General features: G+C 63.1%; 16 protein-coding genes. 6 read left to right on the top strand and 10 right to left on the bottom strand.

All coding sequences use genetic code 11. The annotated features are described in order from the left end of the window. Nucleotides 1-185: 185 nt before the first annotated feature. Both FJ417_RS02920 and FJ417_RS02915 read right to left on the bottom strand, forming a co-directional pair. Nucleotides 186-1562 carry an FAD-containing oxidoreductase gene (locus tag FJ417_RS02920; RefSeq protein ID WP_140782393.1) on the bottom strand — a complete coding sequence of 459 codons (1377 nt, stop codon included), beginning with the start codon at nt 1560-1562 and terminating at the stop codon, nt 186-188. Further along, nucleotides 1559-2020, bottom strand: coding sequence for a DUF4126 domain-containing protein (locus FJ417_RS02915; protein ID WP_140703992.1), 462 nt, complete (start codon nt 2018-2020; stop codon nt 1559-1561). Before FJ417_RS02915 ends, FJ417_RS02920 begins: the two co-directional genes overlap by 4 nt. A gap of 145 nt (nt 2021-2165) precedes the next feature. Here FJ417_RS02915 and FJ417_RS02910 point away from each other — a divergent pair, with 145 nt between their 5' ends. Continuing rightward, nucleotides 2166-2723, top strand: a complete 558-nt coding sequence (locus FJ417_RS02910) for a sugar O-acetyltransferase (protein ID WP_140782392.1) — start codon at nt 2166-2168, stop codon at nt 2721-2723. A 34-nt stretch (nt 2724-2757) separates the two neighbouring features. Here FJ417_RS02910 and FJ417_RS02905 read toward each other — a convergent pair whose 3' ends face one another. Both FJ417_RS02905 and FJ417_RS02900 read right to left on the bottom strand, forming a co-directional pair. Then, on the bottom strand, nt 2758-4137 hold the full coding sequence (locus FJ417_RS02905; RefSeq protein ID WP_140782391.1) for an ATP-binding protein: 1380 nt from the start codon (nt 4135-4137) through the stop codon (nt 2758-2760). Then, a complete protein-coding gene (locus FJ417_RS02900; protein WP_140782390.1) occupies nt 4134-4793 on the bottom strand; it encodes a response regulator transcription factor in 660 nt (219 codons plus the stop codon). Before FJ417_RS02900 ends, FJ417_RS02905 begins: the two co-directional genes overlap by 4 nt. A 189-nt stretch (nt 4794-4982) precedes the next feature. Here FJ417_RS02900 and FJ417_RS02895 point away from each other — a divergent pair, with 189 nt between their 5' ends. After that, nucleotides 4983-5249: a PepSY domain-containing protein gene (locus FJ417_RS02895; RefSeq protein ID WP_140653284.1), complete on the top strand. Its 267-nt coding sequence runs from the start codon at nt 4983-4985 to the stop codon at nt 5247-5249. Between the two features lie 5 nt (nt 5250-5254). Continuing rightward, nucleotides 5255-5815, top strand: a complete 561-nt coding sequence (locus FJ417_RS02890) for a cytochrome b/b6 domain-containing protein (RefSeq protein ID WP_140704327.1) — start codon at nt 5255-5257, stop codon at nt 5813-5815. 57 nt (nt 5816-5872) lie between these two features. On the opposite strand, the gene FJ417_RS02885 is transcribed toward FJ417_RS02890, so the two are convergent. Beyond that, complete coding sequence (locus tag FJ417_RS02885) at nt 5873-6862, bottom strand: helix-turn-helix domain-containing protein (protein ID WP_140782389.1); 990 nt, start codon at nt 6860-6862, stop codon at nt 5873-5875. A 125-nt stretch (nt 6863-6987) separates the two neighbouring features. Between FJ417_RS02885 and FJ417_RS02880 the strand changes: the two genes are divergently transcribed. The 3 genes from FJ417_RS02880 (at nt 6988) to FJ417_RS02870 (ending at nt 9337) form a co-directional block, all read left to right on the top strand. After that, complete coding sequence (locus tag FJ417_RS02880) at nt 6988-7629, top strand: cysteine hydrolase family protein (protein WP_140782388.1); 642 nt, start codon at nt 6988-6990, stop codon at nt 7627-7629. Nucleotides 7630-7804: 175 nt separating this feature from the next. Continuing rightward, complete coding sequence (locus FJ417_RS02875) at nt 7805-8008, top strand: hypothetical protein (protein ID WP_140782387.1); 204 nt, start codon at nt 7805-7807, stop codon at nt 8006-8008. Nucleotides 8009-8023: 15 nt separating this feature from the next. Next, complete coding sequence (locus FJ417_RS02870; protein WP_140782386.1) at nt 8024-9337, top strand: hypothetical protein; 1314 nt, start codon at nt 8024-8026, stop codon at nt 9335-9337. Nucleotides 9338-9404: 67 nt separating this feature from the next. Here FJ417_RS02870 and FJ417_RS02865 read toward each other — a convergent pair whose 3' ends face one another. The 5 genes from FJ417_RS02865 to FJ417_RS02845 all read right to left on the bottom strand — a co-directional run bounded on the left by FJ417_RS02865 (nt 9405) and on the right by FJ417_RS02845 (nt 16378). Next, complete coding sequence (locus tag FJ417_RS02865) at nt 9405-11084, bottom strand: formate--tetrahydrofolate ligase (protein WP_140645716.1); 1680 nt, start codon at nt 11082-11084, stop codon at nt 9405-9407. Between the two features lie 318 nt (nt 11085-11402). Next, nucleotides 11403-12527, bottom strand: coding sequence for a DUF2333 family protein (locus FJ417_RS02860; RefSeq protein WP_140645717.1), 1125 nt, complete (start codon nt 12525-12527; stop codon nt 11403-11405). A gap of 102 nt (nt 12528-12629) precedes the next feature. Further along, entirely contained in the window at nt 12630-13934 is a 1305-nt protein-coding gene (locus FJ417_RS02855) for a DUF6638 family protein (protein WP_140782385.1), read from the bottom strand. Nucleotides 13935-13998: 64 nt separating this feature from the next. After that, on the bottom strand, nt 13999-14412 hold the full coding sequence (locus tag FJ417_RS02850) for a DUF559 domain-containing protein (protein ID WP_140782384.1): 414 nt from the start codon (nt 14410-14412) through the stop codon (nt 13999-14001). A 61-nt stretch (nt 14413-14473) separates the two neighbouring features. Further along, on the bottom strand, nt 14474-16378 hold the full coding sequence (locus FJ417_RS02845) for an ATP-binding protein (RefSeq protein WP_140782383.1): 1905 nt from the start codon (nt 16376-16378) through the stop codon (nt 14474-14476). Nucleotides 16379-16392 lie beyond the last annotated feature (14 nt).

The following is a 16392-nucleotide window of genomic DNA, read 5'->3' as shown; positions in this document are numbered from 1 at the left end:
GGGATGTCCGGACTGAATCGGTTCAAAATTTAGACTGGCGCTGGATATGCCCGGCGCACAAGCGCCATTGTTGCAACGCAGCAATGCAGAAACGGAAGAGCGCCCGGCTGGGCTCAGAGACCTTTGTTTCACGGCTGCGGCGAAGTCGCCGAGCCTGACCGCTTCGCACTTTTCCTGGACTTAACCTAAACCAGCGGCTTCAGCTCCTGGGCAATGGTCGGCAGCAGCTCCGAGACGGTGGGGTGGATGTGCATGGCGCGCGCCAGCGTCGAGATCGGTGCCTTGGCATACATGAGGTCGAGCACGCAGTGGATAGCCTCGTCGCCGCCCGGTCCGAGCACCGAGCAGCCGAGGATTTCGCCGGTGTCGGCATCGGCCAGGATCTTCATGAAGCCTTGCGTCTCGCCTTTTTCGACCGCGCGGCCGACACGCGTCATCGGCCGCTGTCCGACCAGCGCGCGGCGGCCGGATTTCTTCACGGCGGCTTCCGTCACGCCGCAGCGCCCAAGCGGCGGATCGATATAGAGCGCATAGGCTTCGATGCGGTCGCTGACCTTGCGCGGATCGTTGTCAAGCAGGTTGGCGGCGACGATCTCGAAGTCGTTGTAGGAGGTATGGGTGAAGGCGCCCTTGCCGTTGCAGTCGCCCATCGCCCAGATGCCGGGCACATTGGTGCGCAACTGGTCGTCGACGACGACGAAGCCGCGCTGATCGACCGCGACGCCGGCCTTGTCGAGGCCGAGATCGTCGGTGTTCGGAACGCGCCCCAGTGCCAGCAGCACATGCGAGCCGATGGCCGGCGGCTTGTCGGCGGAGAAGGTGACGGCGATGTCGCTGCCTTGTTTGGCGAAGCTTATATCCTCGGCGCCGACATGAACGGTGATGCCTTCGTTTTCGAGGATGGACAGGATGGCCGCGGACGTGTCCTCGTCCTCTCGGCCGGTCAGCCGCGGCGCCTTCTCGATCACCGTGACTTCGGAGCCGAAGCGGCGGAACATCTGCGCGAATTCGAGCGAGATGTAGCTGCCGCCGACGATGATCAAATGGCTGGGCAGCACATCGAGGTCCATCATCGAGGCATTGGTGAGATAGGGTACGTCGTTGACGCCGGGCAGGTTGGGCACCGAGGCGCGGCCGCCGGTGTTGAGGAAGATCTTTGGCGCGGTCAGAAGTTGGTCCCCGACGCGCACAGTGTCGGCGGATTCGAAACGCGCATGGCCGCGATAGAGCGTGCAGCCCTTCATGCCGGCGATCCATTTTTCGAGATTGCCGCGGGCGTCGTTGGTGACCTTGTCCTTGCGCGCCTTGATCCGTTTGTAGTCCACGCCGACGGGGCCTGAGAGCGCGACGCCGTAGTCGGCGGCGCGACGGGCGAGATGCGCGGCATAGGCGCTCGCCACCATCGTCTTGGTCGGCATGCAGCCGGTGTTGACGCAGGTGCCGCCGATGAACTTGCGCTCGACCAGCGCGACCTTCATGCCGGCGGTCTCGAGCCGGCCGACAAGCGGCGGGCCGGCTTGGCCGGCGCCGATGACGATGGCGTCGAAGCTTTTTGCGCTCATGCGACCGCCGCCACGATGAGCAGCCCGCCGATGATCGCCACCGCGTCCTCGATGAAGGCGGCGGGCGGATCCTTGCCGAAGGCGGCCGCCAGCCGGCCGCGCGCTTCGGCGCCGCCCAGCGTGCCGATCACCGCGCCGATCGCGCCCGCGACCAGGCCGCCGATGGTGGCGCCGGCGGTCGCGCCGATGACTGCGCCGCAGAAGGCGCCGGTCACGATGCGCGCGCCGAATTGCTGCGGCACTTTCCGGCTCGGCGTCGACGGCAGCTGATCGGTGACCAGCTCAACGATTGCCAGGATGGTGAAGATGCCGACGGCAATCCAGTGACCCATGAAGCTCGCCCAGGTGCCTGCGACCGGGAGCCAGCCGAGATAGGAACCCCAGGCGACGGCGGCGGGCGCGGTCATGGCGCGCAGGCCGGCAATGACGCCTATCAGCAGTGCAAGAATGTAAAGCATGATCGCCCCCTCAAAGAGACCCTCGTACAGTCTCGCAACGGCAGGCTAGCATAAGCCAAGCGTTTGGCTACGGGGCTTTTGTCAGACGATCGATTATGCTTTGGCGATTATGCTTTGGCAGCAGACGAAACCTGGAGGTGCCACCATGACGACAAGCGAACGCATGAAGATGGCGGCGGGCGAATGGTACACCTGCATCGACGATGAGCTGGAGGCATTACGCGTTGCGGCGCGCGATGCAGTGTTCGAGCACAACGGCCTGCCGCCCCGGCAGCGCGGCAATATCGCTCCGGCCTTGCGGGCGCTGCTCGGCGGCGTGGGCGTGGGGGCTCGCATCGAGGCGCCGTTCCATTGCGCCTATGGCTTCAACCTGTTCCTCGGCGATGGCGTCTTCCTCAATGCCGCCTGCACCATCCTCGATACCGCGCCGGTGCGCATCGGCAAGGGAACGCTGCTCGGGCCCAATGTGCAGATCTACTGCGCCGAGCATCATCGCGAGGCCTCCGGCCGGCTGGCCGGGCTGGAGATCGCCAGGCCCGTGATGATCGGCGACAATGCCTGGATCGGCGGCAGCGCGGTCATCCTCGCCGGCGTCAGAATAGGCGAGGGCGCCATCGTCGGCGCGGGTGCGGTGGTGACGCGCGACGTGCCGGCGAACACCACCGTCGTCGGCAACCCGGCGCGAGGCATTGCGCCTCGCTGAGCGCACCGTGGTTCGAGCGTTCCGGTATGCTGTTCTATGCGCTTCCTGACGGAAGACCGTCGCGCAGGGTTCCTGGAATTGCTGTGGCGCAAGCAAACCGGATCGTCGCTTCGAAACCGTCTTCGCGGCCTGAAGCCGGCGAATTCAGGCTCAGTGTCGCGCCAGTCTGCTGTAGGATCTTGCCGACGATCGCCAGGCCGAGACCCGAGCCGCTAGAAGGCGTCGTTCCGCGTTCGAAGCGTCTCAGCAGCTTGTCGGGCGCCGGTACGACGGGACCTCCGTTGATCACGCTCAACCCCGCGCTGTCGTCGACACGTATCACCACCGTTCGACCCTGGGCGCCGTGTCGAAGGGCGTTTTCGATCAGGTTGCGCGTCACGATCGCCAGCGCGTCGGGGTCGATGGCCACCTCCACCTTGCCTTTTGACGGCCTTTTGAGGCTCAACCGGAATTCGTTCTCGGCATGCTGTTCGAAATCCGCGACCACAAGCGCAACCACTGCGCCCAGATCAGCCGATTTTCCGGCGGCAATTCCGGCGTCGGCGCGCGCCAGTTGCATGAGTTTCTCCGAAAGGTTGGACAGGCTGACGAGCGACGCCTTGATCTGTCGCGGGCGCTTCATACCCGCATCGTCGGTTGCCTCGGCGATCATCCGCTCGGCCTGGGCCAACGCTCCGGCGATCGGAGTGCGCAGTTCGTGGGCGGCGTTGGCGGTGAATTCCTTTTCGGCTTCCATTGCCATGTGGAGCCGCCGCATCAGCCTGTTGACCGACCTGGCGATTGCCGCAAGCTCGACGGGGAGATGCTCGGTGTCGATCGCGGCGAGATTGTCGCCATCGCGGGCGCTGATGTCGGCACGCAGCTTTCCGATCGGGCGCATGAACCGTGTCAGGGTCAGCCAGGCAAGTATCGCGCTGAGCGGTGTCAGGGCAATCATCGGTACGAGGAAGCCGGCGGCGGCTTCCAACGTCTCTTCGTTGCGGCGCTGGTCGCTCTCGGCGACCTGGACGAACAAGGTGCCGCTTACCGCCGGCTCGGTGTAGACGCGCCATCCCGCCTCTTGCGAGAAGCCTCGCGCGAGCCCGGTCGTCAGCGGAGTGGCTGGCGCGCCGTGGGAATGGAGCATTATCCGACCCTGGCTGTCCCGCACCTGGTAGATCAGCCGTTGGTCATCTTCTTGCGAGACAGCCTCCGCCAGTTCGCGCGGAGGCTGAAGCGTTTCGCGTCCAAAGAGGTCGTCAATGACGAGCGGCAGCAACCTGCGGGCCGCCTCCTGCATCGAATTATCCATCGCCTCGTTGATTTCGCGATGAAGCGTGAAGGTTCCGGTGGCGGCAGCCACAACTCCAAACATGACGGTTACGATGATCAACGAGGCGACCAGCCGTCCGACAAGGCTGAATCGCCAGCTCATCGGGCCACAAGGCGATAGCCCAGCCCCCTCACGGTCGCGATCACGTCGCGGCCGAGTTTTCTGCGCAGGCGGCTCACATAGACCTCGACGGTATTGCTCTCCACCTCGGCGCCAAAAGCGTAAAGCGCGTCCTCTACCTGACCCTTGCTGACCGTGACGCCTGGCCGGCCGAGAAATTGTTCCAGCACGGTCCATTCGCGGGCGGTCAACTGGATCTCCTTGCCGCCGACCAGCACGCGGCGATGGGCAGTGTCGACCTCGACCGGCCCGATCCGGATGAGCGGGTTGGGATTCCCGACATAGCGGCGCGCCACCGCCGCCAGGCGGGCGGACAATTCGCCCAGATCGAATGGCTTGACCAGATAATCGTCCGCACCGGAATTCAACCCGTCTATCCTGTCCGAGAGCTGATCGCGAGCGGTGAGGATTATGACCGGAGTGCGGTGGCCGCCGCGGCGGAAAACCTTGAGGAATTCCAGGCCCTTGCCGTCCGGCAAATGCAGATCGAGCAGCATCAGCTGATACGTCACGACACGCAAATGCTCACGGGCTTCCTCAAGTGTGCCGCTCCAATCGACGGCATGGCCATCGGCGGCCACGTGGTCGCGCACGGCTTCACCCAGCACCCGATCATCCTCGATCAACAGAACACGCACGCCGCCTCCGCTGCCTGACCCATTCGTCCTATGCAGAACGATACTGACAGTAGCCTGAACGCCAGTCCCATCAATCGGCGCGTCTGCTCTCCAAGTGCGGCATTTGCACGAACCGGCCGGCGTTCAGGCTGCTGTCAGCTTTCGGTCGCAGGTTTTCGGCATCGGAATCAACCGATGGAGAAAACCGATATGAGAACAATCGTCCTGACCGCGCTGGCGCTGGGCCTGGCCGCGCCAGCCTTCGCAGCAGACCGATGCAACGTGCCGACCGACCAGTGGCAGCCGCGCGAGGCATTGCAGAAGAAGCTGGAAGGAGAGGGCTGGAAGGTCCGCAGCATCAAGACCGAAAACGGCTGCTACGAAGCCAAGGCGGTCGACGCCAGCGGCAAGAGGCTGGAAGGCGTGTTCAATCCCAAGACGCTGGAGTCGGTCGGCGCCGATTCCGACGACGGTTGATCGCCATGAACGCCACCGTTTCGACACGGGAAACCTCGGTCGGGGTCTGGAGCTCCTATGTTCGCCTCTTCCACTGGTCGCTGGTTCTGTGCATTGCCGTGGCGTGGCTTTCTTCCGGGGAGATCATGAAGGTGCATGAGCTGGCCGGCTATTGCGCCGGAGTCCTGATCGCCTCGCGCCTGGTCGCGGGGCTGGCCGGGTCCGGGTATACGCGCTTCGATCAATTCGTGCGCGGACCGCGTATGGTGCGATCGTATCTCGCCGACGTGGCGCATGGCCGTGAGAGGCGATATCTCGGCCACAATCCTGCTGGCGGCGCCATGGTGCTGGCACTTGTGATTTGCATCGCGGGAATTGCGCTGACCGGATGGATGCAGACCACCGACGCCTGGTGGGGCGTGGCCTGGGTTGAGGACACGCACAAGGTTCTGGGCAATGGTATCCTGGTGCTGATCGGTCTTCATGTCGGCGGCGTGGTTCTGGCAAGCCTGCGCCATGGCGAGAACCTGGTTCGGGCGATGGTCACCGGCCGGAAACGCGCGCCATCGCCGGAAGACGTTGCCTGAAGAATGAGACTGGGGAATGCAAGGGGCGCCGCGTCGACGTGGTGCCCCTTGCTGTTCTCAAGACGCGTGCTTCATGCGCTCGTCCTGATCGACCCGCCCCGAAAACTCGCGTCTGTACCGCATCGGCGAGGTTCCGAGCCGCGCGGCAAAATGCTGGCGCAGCGACGTAGCGCTGCCGAAGCCCGCTTCGAAGGCCACCATGTTCATCGATTTTTCCGTCTGCTCCAGCAGCCTTTGCGCCAGTGCCACGCGCTGGTCGGCGAGCCAGTCGCCGAAACTGGTGCCGATCGAGTTCTGGAAGCGGCGGGTGAAGGTGCGGCGCGTGAGGCCGGCCCTATCGGCGACGCTGTCGAGACTGTGCGTTTCGCCGAGCGTTGCCCGCACCCGGTCGAGAGCACGCGTGAACCGGTCCGCGTTCGGCGTCGGCGCAAGCGGGCGCTCGATGAACTGTGCCTGCCCGCCTTGCCGGTGCGGCGAGAGCACGACATGGCGGGCAAGCCGAAGGGCGGCCTCCGCGCCATAGCGGGCGCGCACGATGTGCAGGCAACAGTCTAGCCCGGCGGCGACGCCGGCCGACGTGATGATGTCGCCGTCGTCGACATAGAGCACGTCCGCGTCGATCGCGAGATCGGGATGCAGCGCCTGCAACCGGTCGGTATAAGCCCAATGGGTGGTCGCCTTGCGCCCGGCCAGCAATCCGGCGCCGGCAATGGCGAAGGTGCCGAGGCACAAGCCGACGATCAGCGCGCCGCGCCGATGCGCGCGTCGCAGCGCATCCTTGAACGGCGCGGCCAGCGGAGCCTCGAGATCCTTCCAGCTCGGAATGATGACGATGTCGGCCTCGTCTAGCGCGGAAAGTCCATGCGGCCCCAGGATGCTCAGCCCGGCATCGGTATGAATGGGTCCCTCCTCCATCGCGCAGACACGGAAGTCGAAGCGCGGCAGTCCGAGCTTGGTGCGGTCCGCGCCGAACACCAGGCACGGCACGGAGAGATGAAACGGGCTGATGCCGTCGAAGGCGACGGCGGCGATGATCGGGTTCTTCATGACAAATATCGTTCCGTTGAAAGTCGAATGTCCCAATTCTTTCGAATGATGTCAATCGGGCCACTTTCTGGAGCCGAACCAGCCGACTAGCTTTGACCCATCAACACGATCGAAAGGAAACCGCCATGTCAGCTCCCGCCACCCAGCCACGCCGCGCGCTTGTCGTCGTCGATGTTCAGAACGACTACAATGGCGGCAATCTCGCTATCCAACATCCGCCATTCACCGAGACGATCGCCAATGTTGCGCGCGCCATGGATGCCGCCGCGGCGGCCGGCATCAAGATCGTCGTGGTCAGGCAGATGGCGCCCGAGACCTCGCCGATCTTCGCCAAGGGCAGCCATGGCGGCGAGTTGCATCCCGAGATGGCCAGGCGCGGCCGCGATCACTATGTCGAAAAGATGCTGCCTTCGGCCTTCACCGGCACGGATCTCGAGGCCGGGCTGCGCGCCAACGCCATCGATACGATCGCGGTCGTCGGTTACATGACCCACAATTGCGATCTGTCGACCATCATCCACGCGGTTCATATGGGCTTTGCCGTCGAGTTCCTTTCCGATGCCAGCGGCTCGGTGCCCTATGCCAACAGCGCCGGCTATGCATCGGCCGAGGACATCCACCGGGTGGTGAGCGTCGTCTTGCAGTCGCGCTTCGCCGCGGTGCTGAAGACCGCCGAGTGGATCGATTGCCTGAAGACCGGCGCCCTGCCCGAGCGCGACACGATCTATGCATCGAACCAGCGTGCCCTGCAGCGTAATGCCGCCTAGCTTGAACCGCTTTCGGACGGCAAGGCGCCGCCTGGATGCGGCGCCTTTTTCTTGGCGCGCCAAATATCCAGCAGAGCGTGAGCCATTTCACGGACGTCGCTCCGGTATTTTCGGAAAGTCACCGCGCATGTGAGTAAGCGCGGTTGGCTTTTTGGGGGCTGGATTGAAGGCGCGCGTGGCACGAACCATGGTCGTCCTGGCCCTCGCCGTCGGCGCGGCGCTGCTGCCATGGCCCGCTCTTGCGCAAGTCCCGCCGCATGCGCCGGGGACGATCTGCTTCACCCAGTTCTTCTGGTGCTGGGCGCAGCCGCCCGGACCGTCCGGCTATCCCTGCGGGTGCCCGTCGCAATATGGCTTCGTGCCGGGCTATCTTGGCTAGTCGTCGGGGGAAGCGATGACGACGTCCCACGATCCTCTTGTCTCTGGGTTGCTTGCCGACGCAAAGCTGGTTGCCGGCTACGGCCGCTACGGCGTGTTCAAGGACAGCGCGCTCTTCGCCGCCATCGGCGATGCGGAAAAGCTCAATGACGCGACCGCAAGCCAGCCCGAGGTCGTCAAGCTTCAGACAGTGTTCAACGACTGCTCCAACACCGTGCCGTTTTCCACGCTGGCCGCGCTCCGCACCGGCTGGTCGCCGGGCGACATGTCGCGGCGGACCGCGCTCGCGACCTATTTTCTCATAGCCCTGTCGGTGACGATGATGATCGTCATCGGCAAGCTGACCTATGTCTACAACAGGGGTGTCTCGATCAATGCAGAACTGCAGGAGATCGATAACAACGATTTCAGCGCCCGGTTCGGACAGTCGATCCGGCAGGTCTGGGCGACGAAGAAGCAATTGAGCTCGGCCGCCGCCCAGCAGGCGTCGGCGACCGATCTGACGCTTCTCAAGGATGCCTACTACAATTCCGTCGACAGCCTGCATTCGCTTGATCAACGTTTTTCCTCGCTGCTGGTGCGGGCGCAGGGGTTCATGACACAGGAAGCGCCATTCCCGCTCTGGGGCATGCAATGGGCCTATTGCAAGCTTTCGGCTTCGTCGGCCAAGGCGGGCGCGCCAATCGATTTCTCCAACCCCCGGCAGATGGCCATAGACCAGTTCTGCGGTCAGCAAATCGCGCTGGCGCAACAGCAAAGCGGGGCCGGGAACAGCCAGCCGCTCAAGCAGTCGGATTTCGATTGCAGGAACAACGGCAATACCGAAGGCGGCACGCAAGCCGTAAGCGCCACCGGCATCGCCGGCCAGGCCGAAGATGTGAACGCGGATTTCGATGAGGCGACACGCGATCTGCAGTGCGAAGGCGTCATCACCATCACGCCAAATTCGATTTCGACGCTGACACTGCAGGCCAAGACGCTCAGCGAGGTCCTCAGCCCCTATGCGCTGTGGATCCTGCCCGCGCTTTACGGCGCGCTTGGCGGCATCATGTTCCACATGCGCATGATCCTGAACCCGCTTTTGCCCAATCCGCCGCTGTCCCGGCTCATTCACCGCATCGCGCTCGGCGGGCTTGCCGGCATGATCCTCGCCTGGTTCATGGCGCCGGGGACCAAGCTCGGCGGCGAGGTGACCGGCATAGGATTCAGCCTGTTCACCTTCGCTTTCCTGTTCGGCTTCAGCCTCGATATCTTCTTCGCCATCCTCGACCAGTTCGTCTCGATGTCGGTCGCCGGCATCAAGAAGTTCGGCTCGCCCACGGTGGCATGAAGGCCGGCGAAACAAAAAGGGCGCCGCGATGAGGCGGCGCCCTTGGTCGTTCAATTCGAACGAAGTTTTAGAACAGGCCCTCGATCTGGCCGGCCTCGTTCAAGAAGATCTTTTCCGAAGACGGCGCCTTGGGCAGGCCGGGCATGGTCATGACCTCGCCGCAGATGATGACGACGAAGCCGGCGCCGGCCGAGAGCCTGACCTCGCGCACCGGCACGGTGTGGCCAGTCGGCGCGCCGCGCAGGTTCGGGTCGGTCGAGAAGGAATACTGGGTCTTGGCCATGCAGACCGGCAGATTGCCGTAGCCGGCTTCTTCCCACGCCTTGAGCTGATCGCGCACCGACTTGTCGGCGATCGCTTCCGAGCCGCGATAGATACGCTGGACGATGGTGTTGATCTTCTCGAACAGCGGCATGGCGTCGGGATAGAGCGGCGCGAACTGGGAGGCGCCGGATTCGGCGAGCGCCACCACCTTGTTGGCAAGGTCCTCGATGCCGGCCGAACCGTTGGCCCAGTGCTTGCACAGGATCGCCTCTTCGCCCATCGAGGCGACATAGTCCTTCATCGCCTGGATCTCGGCCTCGGTGTCGGAATAGAAGTGGTTGATGGCAACCACAGCCGGCACGCCGAACTGGCGGATGTTCTCGATGTGACGGCCGAGATTGGCGCAGCCCTTCTTGACCGCCTCGATGTTTTCCTTGCCGAGGTCTTCCTTCTTGACGCCGCCATTCATCTTCATGGCGCGCACGGTCGCGACGATGACCGCAGCGGACGGCTTCAGGCCCGCCTTGCGGCATTTGATGTCGAAGAATTTCTCCGCACCAAGGTCCGCGCCGAAGCCGGCTTCGGTGACGACATAGTCGGCGAGCTTGAGCGCCGTCGTGGTGGCGACGACGGAGTTGCAGCCATGCGCGATATTGGCGAACGGGCCGCCATGCACGAAGGCCGGGTTGTTCTCCAGCGTCTGCACCAGGTTGGGCTGCATGGCGTCCTTCAACAGCACCGCCATGGCGCCGTCGGCCTTGAGGTCGCGGGCATAGACCGGCGACTTGTCGCGGCGGTAGGCGACGATGATGTCGCCGAGGCGCTTCTCAAGGTCCTTGAGGTCGGTGGCCAGGCACAGGATCGCCATCACTTCCGAGGCGACGGTGATGTCGAAGCCGGCTTCGCGTGGATAGCCGTTGGCGACGCCGCCGAGCGAGCAGATGATCTCGCGCAACGCCCGGTCGTTCATGTCCATGACGCGGCGCCAGGCGACGCGGCGGGTGTCGATGCCGAGCTCGTTGCCCCAGTAGATGTGGTTGTCGATCAGCGCCGAGAGCAGATTGTGCGCGGTGGTGATGGCATGGAAGTCGCCGGTGAAATGGAGGTTCATGTCCTCCATCGGCACGACCTGCGCGTAGCCGCCGCCGGCGGCGCCACCCTTGACGCCGAAATTCGGGCCGAGCGAGGCTTCGCGGATACAGATGATCGCCTTCTTGCCGATGCGGTTCAGGCCGTCGCCGAGGCCGACGGTGGTGGTCGTCTTGCCTTCGCCGGCCGGCGTCGGGTTGATGGCGGTGACCAGGATCAGCTTGCCGTCCTTGTTGCCCTTGACCGACTTGATGAACTCGGCCGAGATTTTTGCCTTGTCGTGGCCATAGGGCAGAAGGTGTTCGGTCGGAATGCCGATCTTGGCGCCGATCTCCTGGATTTGTTTTTTCTTGGCGGCGCGCGCGATCTCGATGTCGGACTTCACTTCGGCCATGACGGCTTTCCTCTGGATTGGGCGTTGGAAGGGACTGTTTTGATCAATTGTGCATGTTTGGAACGCCGCACGGGCGCAGGGGTGTTTTCTAACCCTGTCGCTGCCTGGGCGTCAACTTTCATGCAACTATGTTTCCTGTAAAGAAAGAATATTGCTGTTCCCGGTGCGACCCTGTTCGGGTCTTCGACCCCAGTCGTTTGCGGCGTATAGAAGCCAGAGCGAAGGCCGTTCCGCCGTCTCAAAACAGCCGCTGAATACGCGAAAAGCGACAGAAGCGACGGCGCAAATCCACCATCGCTATCTTGGTCGAAGAGGCTGCTACTGCGTCAGCACGTTACTGATCTCGACCATGTTGGAGCGCACCCGCAGGATGTAGAAGCCCATCGTCGTCAGATGCGTCGGCAACAGCCAGCCATCCTCGCGGCCATTGGCGATGATGAAGGGCTGGATGCGCAGCGCCGAGACGAATTGCTGGTCCATCGTGTCCCACAGATTCTGCAGGTGCTTCTCCTTGATCACGTCGTCGAAGTCGGCCTGGGCGCCCTTCATCAGGCCGTAATAGGCGTAGAGCTGGCCATAGGCGAACCAGAAGCGGTCGTCGGCGCGGGTATCGAACCAGCCATTGTTGTGGTTTTCGGCGCGTTCCTTGAGGATGGCCGAGGTCGAGCCGATGTCCGAAGCGATGCGGTCGATATATTGCTTCAGATTGTCGGCGCGGGCGTCGAAGGTCGCCTGGCAGGTGGCGAGACGGGCGTTGAAGGAGCGCAGCTTGCGCACAGCGTCGCGATAATAGCTCGGCGTCGGCGTCTTGGGGCCGAACGGGTTCAGGCCGAAATACCAGGTGTATTCGTCGAACTGCAGATTGCCGCGCGCGTCCTGCAGGTCGGCGTCGATCTGCGAGGTCGTGCGAACGCGGCCGAGATTGTCGGCAAGCTCGGTCGCGGTGCGCCGCACCGCCTGGTTGATGCCGCGCTGGAAGGACGCCTTGTTGTCCATCCAGGGCGTGTTGTCCCAATCGATGCCGAACAGGCCGAGCTTGTAGAGGATCATCGACGAGATCCAGGCATTCTGGTTGACGTTGAAGTCCGTCAGATCGGCGGCAACCTGGGCGATGGCGGAGTTGCCGCAGGTCTTGGCCGTATCGGTGCCGCTGCCGGCCGAAACCTGCTCGCCCGCCGACACGTTCCGCTTCTCGAACGTGTAGGTGTCGGGATAGTTCGGGTTGAAATTGTTCCACCACTGGGTAGCGTAGAAGAAATTGGCGTAGAGGCCGATCAGCACCAGGAGGGCAAGACCGACCACGGCCTTCAGAATCCAGCCGCGTTGCCCGTACCAGCGCCCGACCCACATGAATGGCCACAGGATGACGCCGATGACGAAGCCGATGCCGCGGCCGATCCACTGGAATATCTGGGTGAAGAAGTTCACGATCGGGTCGAGCATGGCTGTGGCACCCCCTAGCATGATGCCAAAAAGTTGCAGACTTTTTGGATAACATCATGCGCCAAAACAATAAGTTAGAACGAAATGACGGTTCATTTCGTTCTAGTCAGTCAAGCCGTAAAGGCGCGCACGGAACGCCGCCTTTTCCTTCAAATATGTGGTTTTCAGAACGTCCACAACATGGCTTCTCCAGGCGTCGCTGAAGCCGTCATAGTCCTTGTAGAAACCCGGCTTGTTGAAGACGTAACGCGAAACGAAGTCCTGCGGCACGAAATCCGAGATCAACTGGTTGGTCAGCCAGGCATCGGGGTGGTCGGGCTTGGCGCGCACGACCAGGAATCGCTGGCGCGGCGGCACATCCTCGATCTTGAGATGGCCGAACTGGGCGATTTCGCGCTTGGCGGAATTGAGGAAGGGAAAGTTCCCGTCCTGGGCGATCAGATCGGCATGGCCGTGGATCCAGGTCTGCAGCCACACCTTGTCGACATCGGTCAGATTGCGGTTGGGCTCGGCGTCGCGGATCAGCGCGCGCACGACCATTTCTGCGCGATGCTCGAGATAGCCGGAAGCCTCGATCCATGAGGCGCGCGGCAGGTCGAGCCGGCCGGTGGCGGCCAGGAAGCGGAACACCTTGTCGGCGTCGTTGATCGACAGATAGCTTACCTGCCAGGGGCGCGAGCGGCGGAAGCCGGGGGCGGCCGGATCGCTGATCACCGTCGTCATATCGGGGTCGACGAAGACGTAGAGCCCGCCGAAATGGCTGGTCCAGTAGGCGTTGTGACGGAAGATAACCTGGTCCGGCACCAGCGCGTTCTCACGGATGTCGCCGCAGACCTTGGCAAGATCGACCATGCGCTGGAGCATGGCGTTGTCGCGCCAGGCGTCGGGCTCCTGCTTCAGCCGGTCGACCAGCTTACCGAGCTCGGCCGCCTTGCCCAGCACGTCCTCTGCCGACAGCACCTTGAACTCGACCTGGTTGATCGACAGCAGGTCCTCGATGTCGTTGACCTTGGGAACCGAGTCCTCGATCTCGCCGTAGATCACGTCCTTGATGGTCAGCGCGTCGATGGCGCGCTGGTTCTTCGACATGAACTCGAACATCAGCTGCGAGGTGTTGGAGAAGGCGGTATGCACCACCGGCAGGTCGATCTGCGACGGCGTCAGGATGATGAAGCGGCGGTTGACCTCGTTGGGGTCGAGATAGTCATAGTCGCCGCATTCCTCGGCGATCTCCGGCGAGAAGCCGGTGCGGTCGATCTGGAAGCTTGCGAGCTTGGTGGGCTCGAGGCCGAAGGCGGCAAGCGCCTTGTTGTAGCGCTGGATGAGGTGCGGCTCGTCGATGGTGAGCAAGCGGCCGTAGATCAGCTCGTTGTCGCGCAGAAGATCGGGCTTTTTGGCGTGGGTCATTCTTCCTTCTCCCCGTTCACGGGGAGAAGGTGCCCGAAGGGCGGATGAGGGGCGGCGCCGACGCTCATCGTCCCTGCTCCGAGGGTGCGGCCGGCAGAAACTTCGCATCGACACCGATCATTTTGCGATCCAGCCGACCATCCAAGGCTGCAACAATTGTGTCCAGCACGCTCGAAAGGCCGGTCAAAACATCTGCGTGCCATACTCTCAACACCGACCAACCGTTTTCGTTCATCGTCTCGTCTCTGTATCGATCCCTAGATCGGCCGGCATGTTGGCTGCCGTCGACCTCGACGACCAGATTGGCTTCACGGCAGGCGAAGTCCGCAAAATAAGGGCCGATCGGTAGCTGGCGAACAAATTTGTAGCCGTTCAAGCGCCGTCCTCGCAGTTCATGCCACAGCTTTTCCTCCGCATCGTTTTCGACTTTCCGAAGCTGACGGGCTCTCGCAACCTTTGGCCCATTTTTGCCACGCATGGCGCTGCCCCTCATCCGCCCGTTGGGCACCTTCTCCCCGTAAACGGGGAGAAGGAAAAGATCACCAAAGCCCCTTCTTCTTCAATTCCTCCATCTCGCGCGCCGCCCGCTCGCGCAGCCTTGCGTCGCGCAGGAGCTTCTCCACCGCGGCATCGTCGGACTTGTCGGAATAACGGAACTCGGAATCGGCGTAGCGGTTGATCTCCTGCATGACCATGTCCATCGAGAATGGTCCGCGCAGTTCCTCGATCATCGCCTTCTTGTCGTCGTAGCTCTTGTGCATGAAGGCTTCCGGCTTCTCGAACCAGTCGTCCGGCAGCTCGATATCCATGGCGCGCATCTTGATGGCATCGGTGACGTTCTTGATCGCGCGGCCGGTGAAGCGCGGCTCGGCGTCCTTGATCATATGCAGGTAGGTGCCGACATCGGCCATGGTCTTGGGCGCGCCGTTCTCCTTCATGTAGCGCTCATAGACCTTCATCAGCCCGTCTTCCCGCGGCTTCTCATGCTCTTCATAGGCCTCGCTCACCGCACGCTGGATCTCCTGCGCGGCATAGAGCTCGTGCTCGCCGAGCGGGATCTTGTGGTTCTTGCCGGCAAGCAGCACGAAGATGTCGATATAGTCGTCGCGGGTCTGCGGGCCATCGACCAGCCATCGCGCGCCGGCGCGTTGGCGCAGCGCATCGTCGACATTTTCCGGATAGTTGGAAAACATGCCGAAGGAGCAGTTGCCGCGCACCACGGTGGATGCACCGGCAAAGGCGTCCATCAAGACGCCGGTGATCTCCTGCTGGCCGGCCGAGGCGCGGTCGTCGGAACGGCGCGCCGCCACCTGGTCGATGTCGTCGATGGTGCCGAAGCCGATGACGCGCGGATTGAGCACGTTATTGATGAACTGGCGGCAGTTTTGGCCGGACTTGCCCTGATAGGACGAGATCTGGTCGACGCCGAAATTCTCGTAAGCAAAAGGATAGCCTGCGACCTGACAGTAGCCATTGACGAGGCCGGCGATCATCTGGATCAGCGTCGTCTTGCCGGTGCCCGGCGCGCCGTCGCCGATGAAGGTGAAGAGGAAGCCGCCAAGCTCGACGAAGGGATTGAGCTCGCGCTCGAAATCATAGGCCATCAGCATCTTGGCAAGTTTGACCGACTGGTATTTGGCGATGTGGTTGCCGACGACCTCTTCCGGCTTCTTGAAGGTCATCACCAGCGGCTTGGCGCGCTTGCCGGGCGCGACGTCGAAGCCGTCGAGGGTGAAATCGTCGACATCGATGCGGATATGCGCGTTCTCGAATGGGCCGATGCCGTCGAAGCGGCCCTTGCGCGCCAAGAGCCCGTCGATGGCGACCCGGGCAAAGGCCCGCGCCCGCGTCATCAGGTCCGCATCGTCCTTCGAGCCGGCGATCGCCTTGTCGAGGCCGGCGACGATCGACTTCACCGCGTCCTGCGGGGTGTCGAACAGGAAGTCGGGTTCGGGGCTGTCGTTCGGCGCCTCGCCGTCGCTGTCGATCAGCTGGAACAGGTAGGAAGCGAAGCTGAAGGCCGATACGTAAGCCGACGCCGACAGAAGCTTTTTGAACCTCGCGGCTTCGTCGCCTTCGAGCGGCGCGCGGACGTTCCTTGCCTGCAGGCTTTCGAGGTCGGAGCCTTCGGCGAAGACGTCGGATATGGCGAGCGCGATCGCCAGGCCGCGGCGGGCGCGGTAGAGCAGCGTGTGCTGCGGGATGCTCATCAGCTGGTCGTCGGGGTGGATGGCCGCGACCGTCTTCGACAGCTCGACCTCGCGCGTGCGGCGCACCGAACCGACCGACACGGTCGAGACGAAGCGTCGGTTGGTGCCGGCAAGCGCGGTGCCGGATTCGCGCGAGGGGTCCTCCAGCACGACGATGCGGGTGATGAAGCTCTGCGCGGTCGCGCGGTGCTTTTCGATTGCGGCTTCCGAGATCGTTGTCAGGCCGGTGTCCATGAAGGATGCTCCGC

This window comes from Mesorhizobium sp. B3-1-7 (assembly GCF_006439385.1).
In the GTDB taxonomy this organism is placed as follows: Bacteria; Pseudomonadota; Alphaproteobacteria; order Rhizobiales; family Rhizobiaceae; genus Mesorhizobium.
Note: the sequence above shows the minus strand (reverse complement) of the source record. Positions and strands in the feature narration are given on the sequence as shown.